The sequence below is a fragment of the Nostoc sp. MG11 genome (genome assembly GCF_014904695.1).
Lineage (GTDB): Bacteria > Cyanobacteriota > Cyanobacteriia > Cyanobacteriales > Nostocaceae > Komarekiella.
Genome location: NZ_JACXXN010000009.1, coordinates 37,107 through 57,547, shown reverse-complemented (window position 1 = coordinate 57,547; position 20,441 = coordinate 37,107). Strand labels below are relative to the sequence as shown.

Sequence of the window (20,441 nt, the reverse complement as noted above, 5' to 3'; positions counted from 1 at the left end):
ATAGCCACTATCTGATTAACGGGACTTAAACAAAAATTAAGCCAAAAAAGAGTATAGTGCTTAACTAACATAGCTTTCACGTTAGAAAAAGCTCATGAAAGAAACCACTCCCACAGCGATGCCCCCCTGCTTTGACAGATGGTGTCAAAGATTTGATGATGTGTTTACTCATAAAGCTCAAAAAAGAGAGTTTAGACACTATATAGGGGGATTACTGGGGGAAAGAGAGAGAAAAAACCTGTTTCAAATGGCGGATAATGCTGTAGTGTAACGTACCACCGATTACATCACTTTTTGACCGAAGCACCTTGGTCTAGTGGGCAGGTGAATGAGCGTCGATTAGAAATCATGAATAAGTGCAGTCAAACGAGAATTAGTAGAGGTTTTAGCTTAATAATTGATGATTCTGGTCAGAGAAAAAGTGGTAATTTTACTGCTGGTGTGGGGAGACAGTATATTGGAGAAATTGGCAAAACAGCTCATGGAATCGTAGTAGTAACAACGCATTTATCTGATGGCAGAAAAAGCTTACCGTTAGATATAGAGTTATATCAACACGCTGATTCTTTAGCTCAAGGGAAACAAGACCCTCTATTTGAGAAAAAACCAGAACTAGCAGTCAAGTTAATAGATAAAACCCTAAACAGAAAATATCAACCTGGGATAGTAATTGTAGATGCTGGATATGGCAACAATACATCATTTTTATTAGAGTTGGAAAAACGGCAATTAAAATATTTAGGAGGGTTAGCTAAAAATCGAAAAATAACAGTTAATCAAACAGACAATATTCAACAAACAATTCGGTTAGATGAATTAGCCCAGCGCTTACCCGAAGAGGCTTTCACAGAAATTCAAATATATTTGGATCAACCAAAACATTATGGGTAGTAACTTGTGAAGTGGAAATATCAAGTTTAATTGGAAAGCGAAATATTGCGATCGTCATGAATGCTTCTACTTTCTCAGCCACCACCGATATTGACTACTTCATCACTAATATATCTTCATCAATTGTTACACCACAATGGATAGTTGATACATATTCTCAAAGGAATTGGGTAGAAGTTTTTTACAGGGAAGCTAAAGGATGGTTAGGACTTAAAGAATATCAAGTTCGCGAGCAAAGGAGTTTATTGCGCCATTTTATTTTGGTTTTCTGTGCCGATACTTTTATTCTTTGGCATCAGTTAACTGGAGGATTAAGACGACGGTGGGCAAACAAACCTTTAAACACTTTTACTGTAGCTTTAGAAGCGTTCAGAACAGCTATGTCTTTTCGATTTATTGATTGGTTGAACTCAAATCGTGACGTGTTTGCTGCTTACAAAGCTAGTTTGGGTTACATTTGGGCTTGATTTTTGTCTAAGTCCCGTTAAAACTTAATACTTACCGGAGTTATAAAAATGTTATCACGACAATATTCACTAGTTCTATTAGCAACAACTTTTCTTGGTACACTACAAAGTCAGTCTAGCTTTGCTGTTACAATTAATAGTTAACTAAGTAGACCAGTCATAAAAGTCCTATTCTACTAGGTCAATGATGGACTTTCTCGCCAGTAATCAACAAAAAGCGATCGCCTTTTTGCAATCTCAAAACGCTTTATTCTAGTTTTACTCTCAAAGGTCAAGTCCGTAAATACTTCTATGGGGAACTTGCTCTTTAAGTAAATTTGAGTAGGTTTCACATCACGGTACATTCAGCTTGAATGCTAACTTTGAGTTTTTAACGGCTCACATTACCGCAATGTCACAGACTTTCTTACCACCAAAATGGCTTGAACAGCTTTTTGATCCCTACGCTGTGCTAGGAATTTCTGTGACTGCTGATGAACGTCAGATTCTCAAACGCTATCATACTTTAGCGAAGCTGCTACATCCCGATCGCCATACCGCAAGCCACAATCCAGACCAAGAATTAGCAACAGCAATATTTAGCCATCTGATTAATCCCGCTTACGAGCAACTCAAGCACACACAAAAGCGTTTTAACACCATAGCTACATTGCGATTAGAAGCAAAATGCTGGAACCAGAAGCCAACCACATCTCCTCAAAGTCTCCTAGCTCAAGAACTGATGGAAATGTCTGCACTGGAAGTAGAGTTTTTTTATGAAGAGGCGATCGCTTCCTATGCAAAAGCTCAATATAAATCAATCCGTCAATTTTATCAGGTAACTCAGCAGATCAGCATACTCAATTTACTTTACTTAGGCTTGCATAAACATGACCTATTCTTGCCGCAAGAACCTAATCCGCTCATCCTTGAGATGCAAGCCAAATCAGTTGAATTGACACTATGTGAAAAAACTAATGTCAAGCCAGTTCTAAAAAACTACGCTCAACGTCATTACCAGCGAGGTATTCAGTATGTCAGACTAGCCAACTGGGCACTCGCTGTGCAAGAACTGCGTGATGCTATCAAATTAGAGCCAAACAACAGCGATTATCATGCTTTATTAGGGTTGGTACATCTGCAACAGAAATTTCCAGGGATGGCCAGAGTTTATATCCGTCAAGCCTTAAAACTTAACCCGCAACATTCACTAGCTTTAAAATACGCTCCCAAACTCAAAATTAAACCAGGTGAAAACGCCAATCCTCAATCAATGGCCAAAGCTGTGAGTATTGCGGCTTTATTAAGTTGGTTTGGCGAAGGGAAACGTTCTCAAGTCAAGTGTTGAAATTTCGGCAGAAAACCGTACTAAAACCGAAGCCTGTTCTTTTTGGTAGTCCCCTAGACTAAAATAAAAGTATAAGCAAAACTGTTAAGCTACTGAGTATTATGCCTCAGTTTAGTATCAGCAATATGGGATTCTTCGATTCTGAGATAGTTCAGCAAGAGGCAAAACAGCTGTTTGAAGATTATCAAGCGCTGATCGCACTTGGCAACAACTACGGCAAATTTGACCGCGAGGGCAAAAAGCTGTTTATTGAGCAAATGGAAGCCATGATGGATCGGTATCGCATCTTTATGAAGCGTTTCGAGCTGTCAGAAGATTTTATGGCACAAATGACTGTACAGCAACTCAAAACTCAGCTGGGTCAGTTTGGTGTCACCCCGCAACAAATGTTTGACCAAATGAACTTTACCCTACAACGGATGAAATCCGAGTTAGAAGCACAGTCCTAAAGGAGAATGGGGACTGGGGACTAGGGAAATTCTTCTCTAATACCTAATACCCAATCACCAATCCTGCTAATTAGACTTAGGACGAGGAAACTTGGAAGGTGGCTTGAAATTTTCTGCTGGTACGTCCTTTAGTGCCTTTTGCATAAAATCACGCCAGACGGGAGCAACCATACCACCACCCGTCGCACCACTAGCTAATTGTTTGTTGTCGTCTCTCCCCACCCAGACAGCAGTTGTTAACTGTGGCACAGTCCCAACAAACCAAATATCCTTTTCTGAGGAAGTTGTTCCCGTCTTGCCTGCGGCTGGGCGACCTATGGCAGCACCTTTACCTGTACCATCAGTCATCACTGTTCGCATCACATCGATAATAGCTGCCGATGCCCAAGGATCTAGAACTAGCTGGGGTTTTGGTGTATTATCTAGCAACACGTTGCCACTACTATCGGTGACACGGACAATTACTGTTGGTGGCGACTGCCAGCCATAATTGGCAAAGGTAGCATAAGCACTAGCCATTTCTAGAGGTGTGACGCCAATTGCACCTAGGGGTAAAGAAGTCACGGGTTCCATCGGACTCATAATTCCTAAAGTGCGGCAGGCTTCTATCACTTTATTCATCCCCACACTCTTACCAATCTTAATAACAGGGATGTTGCGTGACACGGATAGAGCTTGGCGAATTGACATTGCACCACTAAAGCCATGATCATAGTTTTTCGGATAGTACCAACCGTCACCATCTCGATAGCTAACTGGAGCATCTACCACTGTTGTGTCTGGCGCAAATTTACCAGTAGCAAAAGCAGTATAGTAAACAAACGGTTTAAAAGCGGATCCTGGTTGACGCTGAGCTTGAGTTGCCCGGTTGAACTCGCTGGTTTTAGAATCGACGCCACCTACTAGTGCTTTGATAAAATGCGTGCGCGGATCAATTGCCACTAAAGCAATTTGATTCTTAGATAAGCCTTGACCTAAGAGTGACTTGTGCCACTTGCTGACAGTTTGCTCCGCCATTTGTTGGAACTCGGCGTCAACAGTTGTTTGCACCCGCATTCCGCCTTTAAGCAGTGCATCACGCCCAAATTTCTTAGCTAACTCCTGCGCCACCGCATTGGTTACATAAGGTAGGGCACTACCTTGAAAAGACTTAATTTTACCAAGTTTGATTTCTTGCTTGAGAGCATTATCGTACTCTTGCTGGTTGATCCAATTCAATTCCAGCATTCGTCCTAGAACTTCTTTTTGTTTCTGTTTTGCCAGCTTCATACTCATAAACGGGCTAAATTCTTCTGGCGCTTGGATCAAACCAGCCATCATTGCCGACTCGCCCAAGTTTAAATATTCTGCTGACTTGTTAAAATAACTACGTGCCGCTGTTTGTACACCATAATTGTTATGACCCCAATAAACTTGATTGAGGTACATTTCCAAAATTTGGTCTTTGCTGAGAATTTGCTCTAAACGAATTGCCAGCACCCCCTCTGCTATCTTCCGGGTAAAGGCACGTTTGCGAGTCAAAAACAGGTTTTTCACCAACTGCATGGTAACGGTAGAGCCGCCCTCTTTGACTCCACCTGCTGCCCAGTTAACCACCACAGCCCGCCCAACGCCGACGGGGTTAATTCCGTGGTGGTCGTAGAAGTGACTATCTTCGCTTGCTAATACCGCCCGTTTTAAATTTGGCGAAATTCTATCTAGGGATGCGACTTCTCGATTGGCTTCCCCGTGAATGCTCGTTAATAGTTTGCCCTTAACGTCATAAATGTAAGTCGTTTCTGACGGAAAGAAGTTACGGAGTTGTCTGACATCTGGCAAATTACGGAAACTAACGGCTAAACCAACTAGTCCTCCGGCTACAATGGAACTTGCCAGCATGGTAATTGATAAAAGAGTACCGCCAGTTACCTGACCTACTCCTTTCAAAAACTCAAAACCAGATGAAGCCCGGCGTTGTGGCTGCTTATCTTCAAAAGTCCTAGACGAAGACACGGCTATTACACTTCCTCACTTGTAAATATAACTGTAATTCATTGGGCGAAGCAAGGCGGTTAATTTTTTGCAATTATAGTAGTTTGGCAGATGAGAGAGTGGATAAATTGCTAGTGAATATAACTAACCTAACTTCTAGAGTACAAAACATAACTAATAGTGAATCTCCTAGTATGGCGCAAAATTTTGCTTGGCTGCGTCGTGGTGTAGTGGAAGTCTTTCCTCAACCAGCTGATGCTGACAGTGAAAGTGAAAGTTTAGAAAAGCGCTTGTTAACTACAAACCAGCCCTTAAGGGTCAAATACGGAATTGATCCTACAGGAGCCGACATTCATTTCGGTCATAGCATACCAATGCGGAAACTGCGAGCGTTTCAAGATGCAGGTCATACAGCAGTTCTAATTATTGGTGATTTTACAGCGCGTATTGGTGATCCGACGGGAAAATCTGAGGTGCGCCGTCAGCTTACAGAAGCAGACGTAGCCCAAAATGCCCAGACTTATCTTGACCAATTGCGACCTATCTTGGATTTTGACACACCAGGAAGGTTAGAGGTGCGTTATAACTCCGAATGGCTCTCCCAGCTTGATTTAGGGAAAATTTTGGAGTTACTTTCCACGATGACGGTGGGGCAGATGTTAGCCAAGGAAGGATTTGCAGAACGCTATAGAAAAGAGAATCCAATTTTTATTCATGAGTTCCTGTACCCGTTGATGCAGGGTTTTGATTCTGTCGCGGTTGAGGCAGATGTGGAATTAGGAGGGACTGATCAAAAGTTTAACATTGCTGTAGGTAGAGATTTGCAGCGCCATTTTGGTCAAAAGCCTCAGTTTGGGATGCTGTTACCAATTTTAATTGGCACGGATGGAGAGCAAAAAATGTCTAAGTCTCTCGGTAATTATATTGCCTTGTCAGAACACCCAGCCCAAAAGTATCAGAAGTTACAAGGAATTCCCGATCATCGGTTAGAGCAGTATTTTGAACTGTTGACGGATTTACCTTTGGATAAATTGCCAGAAAATCCACGCGATCGCCAAACACTTCTAGCATGGGAAGTTGTTAAACAGTACGATGGCGAACAAGCAGCTAATGAGGCGAAAGAAGCAGCAAAAAGCGGTGGTAAAGAAGGTGCTGTCCCAGAATTTTCTTTAGCTGGCCTGCCACATCCGGTTAAATTAGCTTATATTCTCAATGTCAGCGGCTTGTGCAAAAGTACAGGTGAAGGAAAGCGGAAAATCCAAGAGGGTGGGGTGCGCCTAGATGGCGATCGCATTACCGATGTTGATACTACTTTCGCTTCTTCTACTGATTTAGAAGGTAAGGTTTTACAAGTTGGTAAAAATAAGTTTGTGCGTTTAGTGCCTTAATTAGGGTGACACATGAATATAAATGAGCGGGTTATTGTTGCCCTAGATGTAGCAGATGCAGAGAGTGCGATCGCCCTTGTGGATCAACTTCCGCAAGTCGGTTTCTGGAAGGTTGGTTTAGAGTTATTTACCAGCACTGGGCCAAAAATTCTGGAAGTGCTAAATTCTCGGCAAAAGCGGATTTTTCTGGATTTAAAATTTCACGACATTCCTAATACTGTCGCTGGTGCTTGCCGAGTTGCAGCTCGTCACGGGGTGGATTTGCTCACAATTCATGCTACCGCTGGTAGAGATGCCTTGAAAGCGGCAACTGAGGCGGCGCAGGAGGGGGCTACACAAGCAGGTGTGAAACCGCCTAAATTAATTGCTATTACCTTGCTGACGAGCATTTCTGCTAGGCAACTGGCGTTTGATTTGAAGATTCCTTTAGAATTGCCAGAATATGCCCTAGAAATGGCATTGCTGGCGCAAGAAACGGGGTTAGATGGGGCAGTTTGTTCGCCCCAAGAGGTAGCGCAGTTGCGGCAAACTTGTGGAAATGATTTTCTCTTAGTTTGTCCAGGGGTACGACCAAATTGGTCAGACAAAGCCGATCAAAAGCGATCGCTGACCCCAGCGCAAGCTATTCAAGCGGGTGCAGATTACTTGGTGATTGGGCGTCCCATCACTGCTGCAAGTGAGCCTGAGTTAGCCTGGAAGAGGATTTCTGAGGAGTTAACTGCGATCGCATGAAGGCAGGAGTTAGGAAGAAAAATTGTGGCTTGTGGTTTGTACCTTGTGGCTTCTGGTTTTTGATATCAAGTAGCCTTGTCTCTAACCCCGTGTTGGCACAGAAGCAGAATATAGATAGTGGTGCGAGGCCTTTGTGTTCTGAGCAAAACCTAGAAATATTAACTACTCAGCTATTGCGAGATTTACCTAGCTACGCTAATCGTGCCACTCAACGCGCCCGTCGCCTCAGTAGAAAAGGTGACGTTTACAGCTATATGCTAGTGGCAGGAAAACCTGAGTTTACTCCTCTGCCCCTTAACTCTGAAGAATATAACGCAGATGCGCCTAAAAGCACTGCATCAGGAGTTGAGCAAGTTTTCTTTACTACCTTGGAGCGGCAGTATACAGGTAACAAAGCGTTAGAATTGCAGCAATTTCACTGGCTGTTGTTGACTAAAGCTAAGAGTGGTTGGCGTTTAGTGATGATGTTTACCCAAACAGGTACTTATCCAAAACAACAACCACCATCGCCGCCACGGGATAGTAGTAATGGTGCGATCGCCCAAGCGGTTAAAGCTTGGTTACGCGATTGTCAGGCGGGAAGTGTGCGGATACGTCCTGGGAATCTGTGAATTTAATTTGATTAACCGCCTAGCTTAGTTAGAGCAAATTTGCTCGGCAGACATTTCGCTGATTTTTTCAACTAGCTTTTGCTTCAAGCTGTCATCAGTCTGCATTGTTTACATTTTTCCTCTTAAGTTGATGTATCTTTCAACTTTTTCATCTATTTTTCTGGATTTCATCGAACTTAGCACGCACTGCTTGAATATCTTGCCACATCAACCATTTGGGTGCACCAACTTCACGCGAAGAGTTACGCAGCAAGTAGGCGGGGTGGAAAATTGGCATACAAAAACGTCCTTCCCACTCTAGCCACTGTCCGCGAATTTTGGTAATTGCCCGTTTATCCCCTGTTAATCCTTTGAGCGCACTTGCACCTGTTAACAGAATTATTTTTGGGTCAACTAAACGAATTTGTTCTAGTAAGTAGGGTTTGCAAGCCGCCATTTCATCTGTAGTCGGAACTCGGTTATTTGGTGGGCGGCATTTATTAATATTAGCAATGTATACATCATTCTCAGTAGACAAGTTCACAGATGCTAGAATTTTTTCTAGCAATTGTCCTGATTTGCCTACAAATGGTAGACCCGTTTCATCTTCGTTTTGACCTGGTGCTTCTCCCACAATCATGATTGATGCTTTAAGATTGCCGCGTCCGACAACAGCATGAGTCCGAGTGTCTCCTAATGCACAACGATGACACTGATTACAATGCTGTGCCAACTCGGTCATGCTGGAATAGGTTCCGGGAGGGATAGAAATTTTTGCGTCTGTGGGAATCAGCTCTTGTTGGTTAAAAGTTGAGTCGTCGAAGAGGCTGAGTTGGGTTTCGCTGCTCATGAAAATCTGGATATTGGCCTTAGTGTCAGCTGTCCGAATCTGAGTTAAATATGGCTCTGGTTGGAGATTTTTCAGAAATAGACTTTTGCTGAAATACTTACTATTTGCACAAGTCTTATTGTATCAGTTAATTTGAGTCAAAATTCAGTCATGATAAAAGCAATGCCGTCCTAAGATGCTGGGGGAAACCATGTCATATACCCCACTTTTTGCCGATCGCACCCATGCAGGTGAAGAATTGGCGCGAGTGATTCATGATGTTTTGGCTCAGCAAACTATTGAATTTGGGGTAAAGCCTGTACCAATTGTCTATGCTTTGCCAAGAGGAGGTGTGCCAGTAGCAGCACCAATAGCTAGCCTTTTGGGTTGTCCACTGACAATAGTTGTAGCGAAAAAAATTAGCCATCCAGACAACTCAGAGTTAGCAATTGGAGCAGTAACGACTTCAGGGAATGTTCTTTGGACTCAGCAAAAGCTATTGCGCCCCAGAGATGATTTGTGGTGGCGAGAATTAGCTTTAAATCAAGCGATTACCCAAGCTAAGTCGCTTGAGGCTCAATTAATTTCTGCTTGTCCGCAGGTGAATGCAGAGGGAGCTACGTTGATTTTAGTTGATGATGGTGTTGCTACAGGGATGACAATAGCGGTAGCGGCAACTGCTATCAAAGCACTTTCTCCGGCAGCAGTTTGGCTATGTACTCCAGTAGCACCCCAGAAATTGCTACCTTGGCTGAGTCAGTGGTGCGATCGCCTAATTGTGTTGGAAACACCGGAACTCTTCTGGAGTGTGAGTAATTTTTATATAGAATTTCCCCAAGTAGATACCTCAGAGGTTATTGTGTATCTCCAGCAACAAAAGAACACGGAGGAGTGAAAGTAATTTTAATTTTAAATTTTGCACTTTAAATTGTGAATTATTCATTTTTCCTCTCTTTCTTTCTCCCTCTCCTCTTCCCTCTCCCCCGATTTAACTATTCGCAGATGTCCCCTGCTGGTATTGCATTGCTTTAGCATAATCGCCCAAAGCGTAGCAAGCGACTCTCAAACTGGCAAGGGCTTGTTCTTCACTGCGGCGATCTTTAATAGTCCTAGCTAACAGTAAACGTTCTTCATAATATGAAATTGCTTTGGTATAGTCACCCAAAGCTTCACAAGCAACTCCTAAACTACCTAAAGATTGTTCTTCGCTGCGCTTGTCTCCAATTTCTCTAGCTAATTGCAAACGTTCTTCATAATACTTAATGGCTTTGGCATAATCCCCTAAAGCATAGCAAGCATTACCCAAATTTTTGAGCACCTGAGAAGCACTGCGAACATTTTTTAAGGAGCGTGCTAGTACTACACACTGCTCATAGTAGGCGATCGCTGTTGGGTAATTGTCCAAAGCATACCAAGCATTGCCTAGATTCTTTAATACCTGTTCTTCACCCCAGTTGTCTTTGAGTTCCCGTACAATTTCTAGACTTTGCTGCTGATACTCAATTGCTTGTGTAAAGTTGCCCAAAGCTTTATACACCAATCCCAAATTATTTAGTGCCGCCACTTGACTTCGCCTGTCTTGCAACTGCTGCGTTATTTCCAAACACTTTTCTAGAAACTCAGTTGCTTTTTTATGATCATTCAGGTGTCGATAAGCATTACCCAAATGGGAAAGCGCTTGCATCTGCACCGCCAAGTCTGAAGTATCCTTGATTAAGGATAGACACTGATGAGAGTAAGAGATAGTACTCTTATAGTCCCCTGCGGTGTAAGTTACCAATCCCAAAAAAGAAAGCACCTGTGCCTGTTTTTGCAAATCTCCAACTGCCTGAAACATCTCTAGAGATTGCTGTAATGACTTCATCGCCGCTATCAATTCACCAGCCTGTTGCTGTTGAATTCCTTGGTGCATTAGCTTAGATGCATCTAATAGGTGGTCATCATGTTCCTGTGGAAGTAGTATTTCCGGTTGTGTTGGGTTAAATTCATGGGTAATTGTATTGCGCTTCACTGGTTTGAGATATGTTGCAGGTAACTGCAAGGGAACAGTATTTTTCGAGCTATTATTCCATGAGTCTCTGGGCATTGACCCCTTCCTGTTAAGCTTGGTAATAGATTTAGTATTCCCAAAACCACAAGTTTATTTCATTAATGTACTGCTACGTGATGGAAGATGCGATCGCAGTGTTTATATTGAGAATTACTTCCAATTCATTTTTTACCTGCTCAAGTTCTTGGCGTTTTTGGTAAATCCATACTTTGTCAGCCTCACGTTGTTCTAGAGTTTCGTTGTGAGCTTTTTCCTGCTGTTCTAGGAGATTTTCGTAAAGTGCGATCGCTTGGGCGATTATTCGACTAGCTGATTCAACTCGGTTTTCAAAAACAGAGCCAACAATTTCATCTAATTTATCGGTTAATTTATCCATTGATTCATCAAAATTTTTAAATCCTAATTCAAAAATTTTTCCCTTTATCTGGTCTTTTAGTCCATCAAAATCTAGCATTCCAAAACCAAACGAACCTGCAATTGCAGCAGCTACACTTGCAACAATTACGGCAATAAAACCAACTCCTGTAAATACTATTAATCCAGTAGCTAAAGCACCACCTATTCCAACACCACCGCCAAATCCTCCCATACCCGTAAAGTCATCATTTATACCATTGATTGAAAGTTGAAGCTGTTGACTGAAATTTGTTTGTATATGTTCGTCAAGGCTTTTAAACTGGCCTTGAATTGCATCTAGTTCATACGCAATACTAGTATCTAAATACTTAAGATTTTTTTGTAAAATTACATCTTTAAGTTTTGTATTTCCCCATTCATCTATTTCTTTTGACAAGTCTCTAATAAATTGATTTGTGTAATCTCTAATGAGTTTGTCTTGGCTCCAAACAGGGCTATGTTCAGAATACCAGTGTTGACTTTTATTAGCCATGCGATCGCCTAATCCTTCACGCCATTCATCCCAGGATTCAGCAGCTTGGTCAAATACTGTGTCTATCGCTTGAGAAGCCAATAGACGGATTCTGACATCGCGTCCACTGGCTTCTCCTATTTTTTCTAAAACTTTCTGCTTTTCTGCTTCAGAAATTTGAATTTTTCCATCTAAAGTGTCCTGCGATTGATATAGCCCATCTAAACCTTTTTCAAGGACTTGATTTATTTGACTAATAGAGTGCTTAATTTTTACTATTCCACTATCAAACGTCAAAAACTTCTCAATAGACTCGGTAAAATTTTGGAAGGCTTTCAAATACTCATCTTCTGTTCCCTGCAAAATTGCGTCTAGCGCAGCTTGAGCAGAAATAAAATGAACACGATTTTCACCTGTAACTATATTTTGACCTTGTACAAATCTTTCGATCCTCTGTCGAACTTGCTCACGTCCTTTTTCGCTACGGACTAAATCTATAAAATTTCCTACTACAAAAATATTGTTGGCAGATTTATTGTCTTTACCATGATTTAGTTGAGTTCTTACATCCTGGAGTAAGTGGCGTTCTACCTGAGTTATAGGACGTGAAGCATTAGTTAGAAATATCACTGCATCAGTATCCTTCAGCAGTTTTTGAGTAATGGCTGTGCGGTCAGGGTGTTCGTTTAATCCCGGAGAATCTACAATTTCTACTCCATTACTACATAACTCTAAATCAGGATGCTCAAAAACAATTTCATCAATTTCATTATGTGCTAATTCATCACTCAGACATCCAAGTGCTGCATCTTCTGAAATTGTTGCCTTTAGTTGATATTGCTCAAAAGGAATTTCTTCTTCCCGTCCATCTTTATAACGACAGACTACACGCTTTTGGGTTCCATATTTTAAAACTGTCACAGCACCACTACAGGGAATTTCCCTCACAGGTTGAATTTCTTCACCTAGTAAGGCATTAAGTAAAGTTGATTTTCCTTGACTAAACTCGCCTAGCACTGATAATCGAAAGCGCTGGGATTGTACTTTTTGTGAGACTTCCCCTAACTCCTCTATCAAAGTATGAGGTAGGAAGCCACGATTAGTACAGTCTTGAATTATCTGAGATAGCTGATAACAATAATTGTCTAATTGCTTGCGATATTCTTGGAACTTTTTCAATTCTCCATAAGATACCTTTCTGGGCGGTTTAGTTATTTTGTGTTCTGCTTTAGCAGGTAGAGACATTAGGATATCACTTGCAGCCTTAACAAATATAGTGTCCAATTCTTGGAACCTAGCAGGATCGAGTAAAAAATGCACTTCATTTAAAGGAATAGTTTCGGCATTTTGTTGATGAGTAAAACCAGCCTCTAAAACTGCTAAATGTTGTGATTGAATGCCTAAGTGCTTGGCAACTATCTCCAAATATTTTTTCTCGTGAGGATCAATTTCACCATCTGCTGCTGACATTTGATAGCCAAAGCTAATTAATAACAGCTTTTCTGACTCTGAAAGTGGAGCCGCCAATACTAGTAAGCTATTAACTTGCTTATAAACTTGATTCTCTTTAACTCCCTTAATCATCAAATGTGTCAACTTACGCACATCACTTTCTGGATTACTAAATCGATAAAGGGTTGTCAGTAAACGTTGCTTTTCTGACTCTGCTACTGTGCCATCTACAAATATCACTCCCAGTAGCACTGTGACTAAATTTGCCAGAAATATTACAGGTGGTGTGAGATTCTTTTGAGTCAGTTTTTGTCCAGTAATCTGCGACAATAGCTCAACAGTCTGAGAGTTAACTAGTGAAGTATCCATAAACTGTGTAAGGCGATAAGTTTTCAGGCTTAGTATGCCCAGATTTAGACAAAATTAATTAATATACCGAATAAATACGGTTATATTGCTTTTTTATACCAGTTAATCTCAAGAAAATTGGCTTTTAGTAACCTAAAAATAAATATGTTGTTTCAATTCGCTCCTGCAATTCAAGCTGGTATTGATGCTGGAAAATATCTACAAGTCTTTAGCAATGGAGTACCCATAAGCATGGCTAGAGATGCAGTTAACGGGCAGTTTATTGCCCATGCTATTGGTGCTACAGTCAACAACAGCCCTCTATCACCATTGGTAGCTGCTTCTAATCTTGTTACGAGTGGGATGCAGATGTATCAAACTCAGCAAGGCTTTACAGCAGTAATGAATAGCTTGCAAACTATACAGACTAGCTTGGGTGTGCTACAAGCAACTACAGCTTTGATTGGTGTGGGAACAGTTGCGGGTGTAGCACTGACAGCAGTAAATCTGCACCAGACAATGAAACTAAGGAAAGAAGTGGAGCAAATGAGGCTGGAAGTCAAAAACGGCTTTATTGACTTGAAACAAGCTTTAAAAGACCAAAGAGTAGAAATTAGACACATTATTGAGCAAGTAGCCCAAGATATTAAATTTGAACAACATCGCACAGCTTTAGTGAGGGCGTATGGAGTGTTTATCCAAGCGATGAACCGCTTCCGTTCAACTATGCAATTACAAGATTTCAGCCGGAGAAATGCTGAGATTGATGGCGTCAGGGGAATGTTATTTGCAGCTTTAGCAGATTACAGCAATCCACATTTGCTGGAAGAAACCTGTGCATCTGGACAACTTCGTAGACTCGAATGCGCTTGGGCAATTGAACAGGTAATTATTGCAACTTATCAAGTGCAAAATGAGGTTTCAGCGGTGAGCGATCGCCTGTCTCATCTTCAAGATAAAATTTGTGAAGATGCCCTCATTGTGATTAATCGTTGTGAATCAAATGATGAACTGGATTTTCTTTTTCCTGAAATTAGCCGTATTCACAACCATGATTTAGCAGTATTAAACTCATGGCAAAATCATGTTGATTGGATGCGTTCGCTCCCTTCTTCAGAATTAAAGCTTTTAAGCAGCACTGATTTTAATAGTTCACAACTTACTAATAATTCAGATACTTACCATTCAGTAATCAATTTAGCATCACCGCCAGAACAATTAGTATATGAGAGTTTAACTGAAAAGTCCCATTTCTATTCTCTTCGTGACCAATTGCTATTTATATTTGAGCCTGAACTACGTCGAAAGTACGAATTTTATATCAGTCAACAAGCTAGAATTGTCGGTTACAAAACATTAGTTGCATCTAATTTACAACATGCATCAGACCTAACTATTGCTAATTTTTACTACTATTTCCAAATTAGAGATGAATCACAAGATGAGGTAGAATTAGTTTAACTACTCTCTTGTTTTTAAAGTCTGCGTACTGCTTTACAGAAGCCGCAGACTAAGCGGACTTCCCTGCGGAACACTACTCAAACGTTTGTATAGCCGCGACTTCCAGCCGCCTGGGCATTACTCAAACACTACTGTGCGATTGTCATAGACTAATACCCGATTTCGCAAGTGTAAACGCACTGCTCTAGCTAATACGACTCGCTCTAAATCTTTGCCTTTTCTTACCAAATCCTCAACTTCATCGCGGTGGCTGACTCGTACCACATCTTGCTCAATAATGGGGCCGGCATCTAAATCAGGGGTAGCATAATGAGCGGTAGCACCAATAATTTTGACACCACGTTCAAAAGCTCTGTGATAAGGATTTGCACCAACAAAGGCTGGTAAAAATGAATGATGAATATTAATAATTTGTGGAAATTTAGCAATAAAATCTCCACTAACAATCTGCATATACTTTGCTAATACAACTAAATCAATTTTGTAATGTTGTAGTAATTCTAGTTGTTGAGCTTCCTGTTCCAGTTTGTTGTCTTTGGTGATAGGAAAGTACTGATAATCGATACCAAATTGCTCTGCTACTACCTTTAAATTAGGATGGTTGCTGATAATTAAAGGAATCTCTGCAATAAATTCTTTGGCACGTTGCCGCCAAATCAAGTCAAATAGACAGTGGTCTTGTCGACTTACCCAAATAGCAATGCGTGGTACTGTATCAGAAAAGCGTATTTCCCATTTGGCATTTAAAGGTTGAGCGACCACTTCGTGATGCTTCGCAAACGCATTAAATGCAGGTGCAATCAACTCTCGTGGCAAATTAAACCCATTTAACTGCCATTCAATACGAGTGAGAAACAATCCAGCAGCAAAGTCTGTATGCTGATCTGCGTGGATGATATTGCCGCCATTTGCATAGATAAAATTAGCAATTTTCGCCACCAGTCCCCGTTGATCGGGGCAAGAAATTAGCAATGTTGCAGTCGGGTTAGTCATGGAAATATTGCTTAGTTGCTCTTTGTCGGAGTCGGAAGAGGAATATTTAGTGGAGGTAGTTTCTGACTATTATCTACAGGTTGTCTCCATTCTGATAGTTCCCGATTTACCGCATTTGCAAAATCTGTAGATACCAACAATACATCTATATTTCCATCTGGTTTAGCAGCGGGGTCAGCTTGAGCATACAAGAAACGATCGCTAAAGTCAGGTTTACCCAAAATCAACTGATGGTTTTGCTGATTCTTTAGGGTGATATTAATAGTCGCCTGGGGTTTATCTAAAGCAAATTCTCCCCGTTGGTTTGCTGGGATTGATAAAGTTTTATCGCTTTTACCTTTGACCAACAAATCCATCAGATAAGAAACAATAGCATCATTTGCTGGGCCAGATGTGGGAGATTTTAGCGACCACTTAGGATTGCTAGATTGAGTGTTACGTTCCAGGCTCAAAGTTATATTTTTAGTCTTTACTGTTAAAGACTGCACATCATCTTCTCCAAAAGAGAAAATTTGCTGGTTTTTCTCCTTGATTTCTTCTCGCTGAGTCGCACCTTGAATTTCATAGAAGTAAACAAAACCACCTAAACCCAGCGCTAGCAATATTAAAATTAGAGTCGTTCGCGGCAATTTCATTTTTTAGTCATTTGTTAAGAGTCAGTATTTATTGCCCCTCTGCTCCTCTGCCCCGGTTGCTGAGCGTACCCCTACGGGGAAGCAGGCTACGCGTAGCGTCTCGTAGAGAAGTCGAAGCACTGCCCCACTCTCCCACTCTCCCACTCTGCCTTACCGTCGTTTCCACCAGATAACAGCTGCGGCAATTAAGCCAATTAGAGGTAAAAACAATAGAGACGACAGTATTAAAAGATTGGCTTGCATGGTTGTCAGATTTATGCGTCGGTTTTTGGCTTCTTTGGGACGAATGGAAAGGGGTTGCTGATCTTGTTGACTCAGCCAGGTAACTGAGTTGAGAAACACATCTCCATTTAGTTGTTGTTGAAATAAGCCATCGGTAACGAAATCTGAGTTTCCTAAAACCACTAACCGTGATTCGGTGGCTGTTTGAGATGAGGAAGTGGGAGAAGGAAGGGGAGAGGGAGGAGTTTTACTTTGGGTGGTTGGTGATAGTAGGGGTGAAGGTGTTGGTACTTGAGGAGTGGAAGTAGATTTAGCTGGTAGTTTCTTTGTTAAAGCCGCGCCCAATGTTAGAGGCCCTTTGAGGTCTTGGTCGGGATTAAATTCTAATTTTTCGCTTTGCAGGTCGCTTTCAGCCCAACTGTTGGGATAAGGCTTAGTTTGCAGTAGGGGAGTAGCTTCAACACCAGCTACCGGGGTAATTTCTATAGGTCTTGCAAGTGGATAAAAAGAAATACCGTTGCCAAAATCTTTGGTAATCGGATGTTGTCCGTATTCTGTCACTAGGGGAGCAGCTGGGCCAAGTCCGACTTTTTCACCGGAGACATCCACAGCTAAACGATTGTCTAGGCGAACGCCCCATGCTTGCAACAAGCTATCGAGTTTGGGATCTGTATTGGGATCAATCATCAGCATTAAGTTACCGCCGCGATTGAGATACTCTTGCAAGGCTTTGACTTCGCCCTCAAACAACCCTCGCTTGGGCCCGGCTACTACCACTACAGCAGCATCTTCAGGAACTTTGGGGTTGTCTGCTAGATTCAGCGGTGATGTTGTGTAATTTTTATCGCCTAACCCCTGAATCGCTTGTGATATTGCACCTTTAGCGGCTGAGAGTTGGCGTTCGCCATGACCTTGAAGTAGGTAAACTTTAGCTGTGGTTGCACTAGTGATTTGTTGCAGGCGACTAGTTAATCTGACTTCCGATAGGCGTTCATTTTCATTTACCACCTGTACTAATTGCCGTTTATCTCCAGATTCCAGATAAACTTCTCCGTAATCTTTGACGCCAAACTTGTCTGCTAGTCCAGGCCTAGCTTGGGGATCAATATACTCAAATTTAAATTTTGAACTTTGCCGCTGATAATTATTCAACAATTCTCGGTCTTGAGGATTTTGAGTTACATCAAATACCCACACTTTAACTGGTTGTGGCAAGGTACTTGCCAATTCTCGTGACTGGGGGGCAAGGGTAAATAACTGAGTCTCTGTTAAGTCTGCCCGCAAATGGTAGCGATCGCCTAAAAAGTTAATCAATCCCAAAATCGCCAAGATTGCCAAAGTCGCCACCAAGGCATTAGTCCCAGCTTGGGTAGAACGACGCTTCCACCAGTTACTCTGCTGGCTTTGCCATACTACCCACAACCCGGTGATCACAATTCCTGAAATCAGGAATGCTAATGGAATTGTTCCCCACTGTTCAGACACTAACCCAGCTGTTAAGCCAACAATAAATAAAAACGGGCCTAGCCAAAACAGATATTGCCACAGTGTTTTTTTTGCGATTTTCTTCATGTTATTTGTCATTTGTCCTGGTCATTTGTCCTTGGTCATTTGTCTTTACTAATGACTAATGACTAATGACTACTGACGTTGAAAACGTAGTGCATCAATTGATTGAGCTGTGAGAAAGATGCCTAAAAAAATGTAACTAGCAAATAAAATCAAGCTACTAGTATCAAAAATGCCTTGGATTAAGGTGTTGTAATGTTTTAGCAACGACAGATGACCCAGGGTCCCGCCTATAGGGCCAGGGATAAGTTTGGCGATTAAATCAATAAATAACAGTAATAAGATGACTGCAAACGTGAGAACAGCAGATAGAATTGTGCTTTCTGTTAAAGAGGAAATAAACATTCCTAAAGACAAAATTGCTGCTGCTAACAAGATTAATCCAAAATGACCTAGCAAGGGTATTGAAGGTGACATTGGTGGATTTGCTCCACTGATTGCGATCGCTTCAAAAATTAGCATAGGCGCGACCATCGCTGTAAAAAATGTTAGCACTCCTAATAATTTACCTATGGCTACCGCCCAGTTTGTGACTGGTGACGTGGCTAACAGTTCTAAAGTGCCTCGTTTGCGTTCTTCGGCATAAAGTCCCATTGAGAGAATTGGCAGCACAAACAACAATAGCCACCCCATCCGATCCAAAAATGCCCGGATAAATTCGTAAGGGACATCTATTGGCGGTACTGGTACTCCTATTTGTTGTCCTTGTAAATCTATTGCCGCAACTGTTGGCAAGATCCCATCTGGCCCCAGCAAAATCATGACAAAGAACAACCCCGCAATGAACCAAAACACGCCAGCGATCGCATAGGCCAAAGGTGATACAAAATAACTCTGTAACTCTCGGCGATAAATAGCAATGATATTAGCCAGTACTACACCCATTTATGCTGCTTCTCCTTCATTGGCTGCGGTTGAATCTACCTCAATCTCTAAATTCTTTTCTTCTGTAGTCAGTTGCAAGAACACATCTTCCAGAGTAGCGTTGACACGCCGCATTTCATGTAGACCAAATCCTGCACGCACTAATGTTGTAGCAATATCTCGTCCTGGTTCTTTTCCTGGTTGCGATATCACCCGCAGGTAAGCGCGTTTACCTTGCAGAGGGGTTTGACTATGCATTCCTGCTGTGGGAAACGATTCTACTAAAGCCACACCCGCAATATTTTGCAGTACTTGTTTGGCTAAGGCGGCTTCTCCTTCTATCTCTAACTCATATCCAGAGCCACCTGTCAACTGCATCATCAGATTTTCTGGTGTGTTAGTTGCAACTATTTTGCCCCGATTGATGATAGCTACGCGGCTACAAGTCATGCTCACTTCTGGCAGAATGTGCGTGGAAAGAATAATTGTATGAGTCCCTGCAAGACTTTTAATTAAATTCCGCACTTCAATGATTTGTCGGGGGTCTAGTCCGACTGTGGGTTCATCTAGAATAATCGCCGGTGGATCATGAACGATCGCTTGAGCAATGCCGACTCGTTGGCGATATCCTTTAGAAAGTTTGCGAATAATTACTCGGCGCTTTTCTTCTAAATTGCAACGTTTTATTGCTGCTGTCACCTTATTGGGGCGATCGCCTGCTGATACTCCTTTAATTCTTGCTACAAAATGCAAAAACCCTTCCACCGTCATCTCTGGATATAACGGCGGTGTTTCCGGTAAATAGCCAATCCGCTGGCGTACAGCTAGGGAATTTTCATTAACATCATAACCAGCAATCTTGGCTTTACCATTTGTTGCAGGTAAATAACCAGCCAGAATTCGCATGGTTGTGGTTTTACCAGCACCATTTGGCCCCAAAAACCCTAAAATCTCCCCTGGCTCAACGCTAAAAGTGACATCAGTAATGGCTGAGGTAGATCCGTATATTTTACTGAGATGTTCAACTTCAATCATCTGTGTTGTGGCGATCGCAAATTATCAGATACCCAACAATCTTAGATCACCCAAAGAGGCGACGGTTTGCCACTTCTTTTAAGCCGTATTCCCAGCTACACGTCGTGAAAGGTTCGTAGTAAGCACTTTAGTGCTTAAAAAAATCAAGGACTAAAGTCCTTACCCTTCTCCTAACGGAGACGCTGCGCGAACGGGTTCGTTAGTCGCTCATGGGGGAAACCCCCTTGGCGCAGCCTCTCGTAGAGAAGACCGCGCTAACTCACTACAAACACGTATGACCATCAAAGTTAATGATACACA

Annotated in this window: 16 protein-coding genes and 1 pseudogene; 8 read left to right on the top strand and 9 right to left on the bottom strand. The window is 41.9% G+C overall.

Annotation, left to right across the window (positions count from 1 at the left end; translation table 11 throughout):
• Positions 1-94: 94 nt before the first annotated feature.
• The 3 genes and pseudogenes from HCR01_RS15480 to HCR01_RS15470 all read left to right on the top strand — a co-directional run bounded on the left by HCR01_RS15480 (position 95) and on the right by HCR01_RS15470 (position 3,134).
• Positions 95-1,358 (top strand): annotated as a pseudogene (locus tag HCR01_RS15480) (IS701 family transposase).
• A 391-nt stretch (positions 1,359-1,749) separates the two neighbouring features.
• Complete coding sequence (locus HCR01_RS15475; protein WP_193197145.1) at positions 1,750-2,685, top strand: J domain-containing protein; 936 nt, start codon at positions 1,750-1,752, stop codon at positions 2,683-2,685.
• Positions 2,686-2,810: 125 nt separating this feature from the next.
• A complete protein-coding gene (locus HCR01_RS15470; protein WP_193197144.1) occupies positions 2,811-3,134 on the top strand; it encodes a DUF1825 family protein in 324 nt (107 codons plus the stop codon).
• A gap of 66 nt (positions 3,135-3,200) precedes the next feature.
• Here the strand turns inward: HCR01_RS15470 and HCR01_RS15465 are convergent, their stop codons facing one another.
• The gene (locus tag HCR01_RS15465; protein WP_193197042.1) at positions 3,201-5,126 is read right to left on the bottom strand and encodes a transglycosylase domain-containing protein; all 1,926 of its coding nucleotides are present in this window, start codon (positions 5,124-5,126) and stop codon (positions 3,201-3,203) included.
• Between the two features lie 173 nt (positions 5,127-5,299).
• Between HCR01_RS15465 and tyrS the strand changes: the two genes are divergently transcribed.
• Genes tyrS through HCR01_RS15450 form a run of 3 tightly spaced genes read left to right on the top strand, consistent with a single transcriptional unit; the run spans position 5,300 to position 7,836 of the window.
• Positions 5,300-6,493, top strand: a complete 1,194-nt coding sequence (gene tyrS, locus HCR01_RS15460; RefSeq protein ID WP_193197143.1) for a tyrosine--tRNA ligase — start codon at positions 5,300-5,302, stop codon at positions 6,491-6,493.
• 12 nt (positions 6,494-6,505) lie between these two features.
• Positions 6,506-7,225, top strand: a complete 720-nt coding sequence (pyrF, locus tag HCR01_RS15455; RefSeq protein ID WP_193197041.1) for an orotidine-5'-phosphate decarboxylase — start codon at positions 6,506-6,508, stop codon at positions 7,223-7,225.
• Positions 7,222-7,836: a hypothetical protein gene (locus tag HCR01_RS15450; protein WP_193197040.1), complete on the top strand. Its 615-nt coding sequence runs from the start codon at positions 7,222-7,224 to the stop codon at positions 7,834-7,836. Before pyrF ends, HCR01_RS15450 begins: the two co-directional genes overlap by 4 nt.
• A gap of 148 nt (positions 7,837-7,984) precedes the next feature.
• On the opposite strand, the gene HCR01_RS15445 is transcribed toward HCR01_RS15450, so the two are convergent.
• Positions 7,985-8,665 (bottom strand): uracil-DNA glycosylase, encoded by a 681-nt coding sequence (locus tag HCR01_RS15445; protein ID WP_193197039.1) that lies wholly within the window; start codon positions 8,663-8,665, stop codon positions 7,985-7,987.
• Between the two features lie 190 nt (positions 8,666-8,855).
• Between HCR01_RS15445 and HCR01_RS15440 the strand changes: the two genes are divergently transcribed.
• The gene (locus tag HCR01_RS15440; protein ID WP_193197038.1) at positions 8,856-9,539 is read left to right on the top strand and encodes a phosphoribosyltransferase; all 684 of its coding nucleotides are present in this window, start codon (positions 8,856-8,858) and stop codon (positions 9,537-9,539) included.
• A gap of 93 nt (positions 9,540-9,632) precedes the next feature.
• Here HCR01_RS15440 and HCR01_RS15435 read toward each other — a convergent pair whose 3' ends face one another.
• Together HCR01_RS15435 and HCR01_RS15430 are read right to left on the bottom strand one after the other, a co-directional pair.
• Entirely contained in the window at positions 9,633-10,730 is a 1,098-nt protein-coding gene (locus tag HCR01_RS15435) for a tetratricopeptide repeat protein (RefSeq protein WP_193197037.1), read from the bottom strand.
• A 73-nt stretch (positions 10,731-10,803) separates the two neighbouring features.
• Positions 10,804-13,383 carry a dynamin family protein gene (locus tag HCR01_RS15430; protein WP_193197036.1) on the bottom strand — a complete coding sequence of 860 codons (2,580 nt, stop codon included), beginning with the start codon at positions 13,381-13,383 and terminating at the stop codon, positions 10,804-10,806.
• A gap of 144 nt (positions 13,384-13,527) precedes the next feature.
• Between HCR01_RS15430 and HCR01_RS15425 the strand changes: the two genes are divergently transcribed.
• Positions 13,528-14,823, top strand: a complete 1,296-nt coding sequence (locus tag HCR01_RS15425; protein WP_193197035.1) for a hypothetical protein — start codon at positions 13,528-13,530, stop codon at positions 14,821-14,823.
• Positions 14,824-14,940: 117 nt separating this feature from the next.
• On the opposite strand, the gene purU is transcribed toward HCR01_RS15425, so the two are convergent.
• The 5 genes from purU to HCR01_RS15400 all read right to left on the bottom strand — a co-directional run bounded on the left by purU (position 14,941) and on the right by HCR01_RS15400 (position 20,141).
• Positions 14,941-15,816 (bottom strand): formyltetrahydrofolate deformylase, encoded by an 876-nt coding sequence (gene purU / locus HCR01_RS15420; protein WP_193197034.1) that lies wholly within the window; start codon positions 15,814-15,816, stop codon positions 14,941-14,943.
• An 11-nt stretch (positions 15,817-15,827) separates the two neighbouring features.
• A complete protein-coding gene (locus HCR01_RS15415) occupies positions 15,828-16,451 on the bottom strand; it encodes a DUF4340 domain-containing protein (protein ID WP_193197033.1) in 624 nt (207 codons plus the stop codon).
• A 150-nt stretch (positions 16,452-16,601) separates the two neighbouring features.
• On the bottom strand, positions 16,602-18,245 hold the full coding sequence (locus tag HCR01_RS15410; protein WP_193197142.1) for a GldG family protein: 1,644 nt from the start codon (positions 18,243-18,245) through the stop codon (positions 16,602-16,604).
• Positions 18,246-18,314: 69 nt separating this feature from the next.
• Positions 18,315-19,127: an ABC transporter permease gene (locus HCR01_RS15405; RefSeq protein WP_193197032.1), complete on the bottom strand. Its 813-nt coding sequence runs from the start codon at positions 19,125-19,127 to the stop codon at positions 18,315-18,317.
• Positions 19,128-20,141, bottom strand: coding sequence for an ABC transporter ATP-binding protein (locus HCR01_RS15400; RefSeq protein WP_193197031.1), 1,014 nt, complete (start codon positions 20,139-20,141; stop codon positions 19,128-19,130). It lies immediately after the preceding gene.
• Positions 20,142-20,441: the final 300 nt, after the last annotated feature.

Bases quoted from the DNA above. Each gene is read 5' to 3' on its own strand.
- HCR01_RS15475 (WP_193197145.1), top strand. From the start codon at position 1,750: ATGTCACAGACTTTCTTACCACCAAAATGGCTTGAACAGCTTTTTGAT.
- HCR01_RS15470 (WP_193197144.1), top strand. From the start codon at position 2,811: ATGGGATTCTTCGATTCTGAGATAGTTCAGCAAGAGGCAAAACAGCTG.
- tyrS (WP_193197143.1), top strand. From the start codon at position 5,300: ATGGCGCAAAATTTTGCTTGGCTGCGTCGTGGTGTAGTGGAAGTCTTT.
- pyrF (WP_193197041.1), top strand. From the start codon at position 6,506: ATGAATATAAATGAGCGGGTTATTGTTGCCCTAGATGTAGCAGATGCA.
- HCR01_RS15450 (WP_193197040.1), top strand. From the start codon at position 7,222: ATGAAGGCAGGAGTTAGGAAGAAAAATTGTGGCTTGTGGTTTGTACCT.
- HCR01_RS15445 (WP_193197039.1), bottom strand. From the start codon at position 8,665: ATGAGCAGCGAAACCCAACTCAGCCTCTTCGACGACTCAACTTTTAAC.
- HCR01_RS15440 (WP_193197038.1), top strand. From the start codon at position 8,856: ATGTCATATACCCCACTTTTTGCCGATCGCACCCATGCAGGTGAAGAA.
- HCR01_RS15435 (WP_193197037.1), bottom strand. From the start codon at position 10,730: ATGCCCAGAGACTCATGGAATAATAGCTCGAAAAATACTGTTCCCTTG.
- HCR01_RS15430 (WP_193197036.1), bottom strand. From the start codon at position 13,383: ATGGATACTTCACTAGTTAACTCTCAGACTGTTGAGCTATTGTCGCAG.
- HCR01_RS15425 (WP_193197035.1), top strand. From the start codon at position 13,528: ATGTTGTTTCAATTCGCTCCTGCAATTCAAGCTGGTATTGATGCTGGA.
- purU (WP_193197034.1), bottom strand. From the start codon at position 15,816: ATGACTAACCCGACTGCAACATTGCTAATTTCTTGCCCCGATCAACGG.
- HCR01_RS15415 (WP_193197033.1), bottom strand. From the start codon at position 16,451: ATGAAATTGCCGCGAACGACTCTAATTTTAATATTGCTAGCGCTGGGT.
- HCR01_RS15410 (WP_193197142.1), bottom strand. From the start codon at position 18,245: ATGAAGAAAATCGCAAAAAAAACACTGTGGCAATATCTGTTTTGGCTA.
- HCR01_RS15405 (WP_193197032.1), bottom strand. From the start codon at position 19,127: ATGGGTGTAGTACTGGCTAATATCATTGCTATTTATCGCCGAGAGTTA.
- HCR01_RS15400 (WP_193197031.1), bottom strand. From the start codon at position 20,141: ATGATTGAAGTTGAACATCTCAGTAAAATATACGGATCTACCTCAGCC.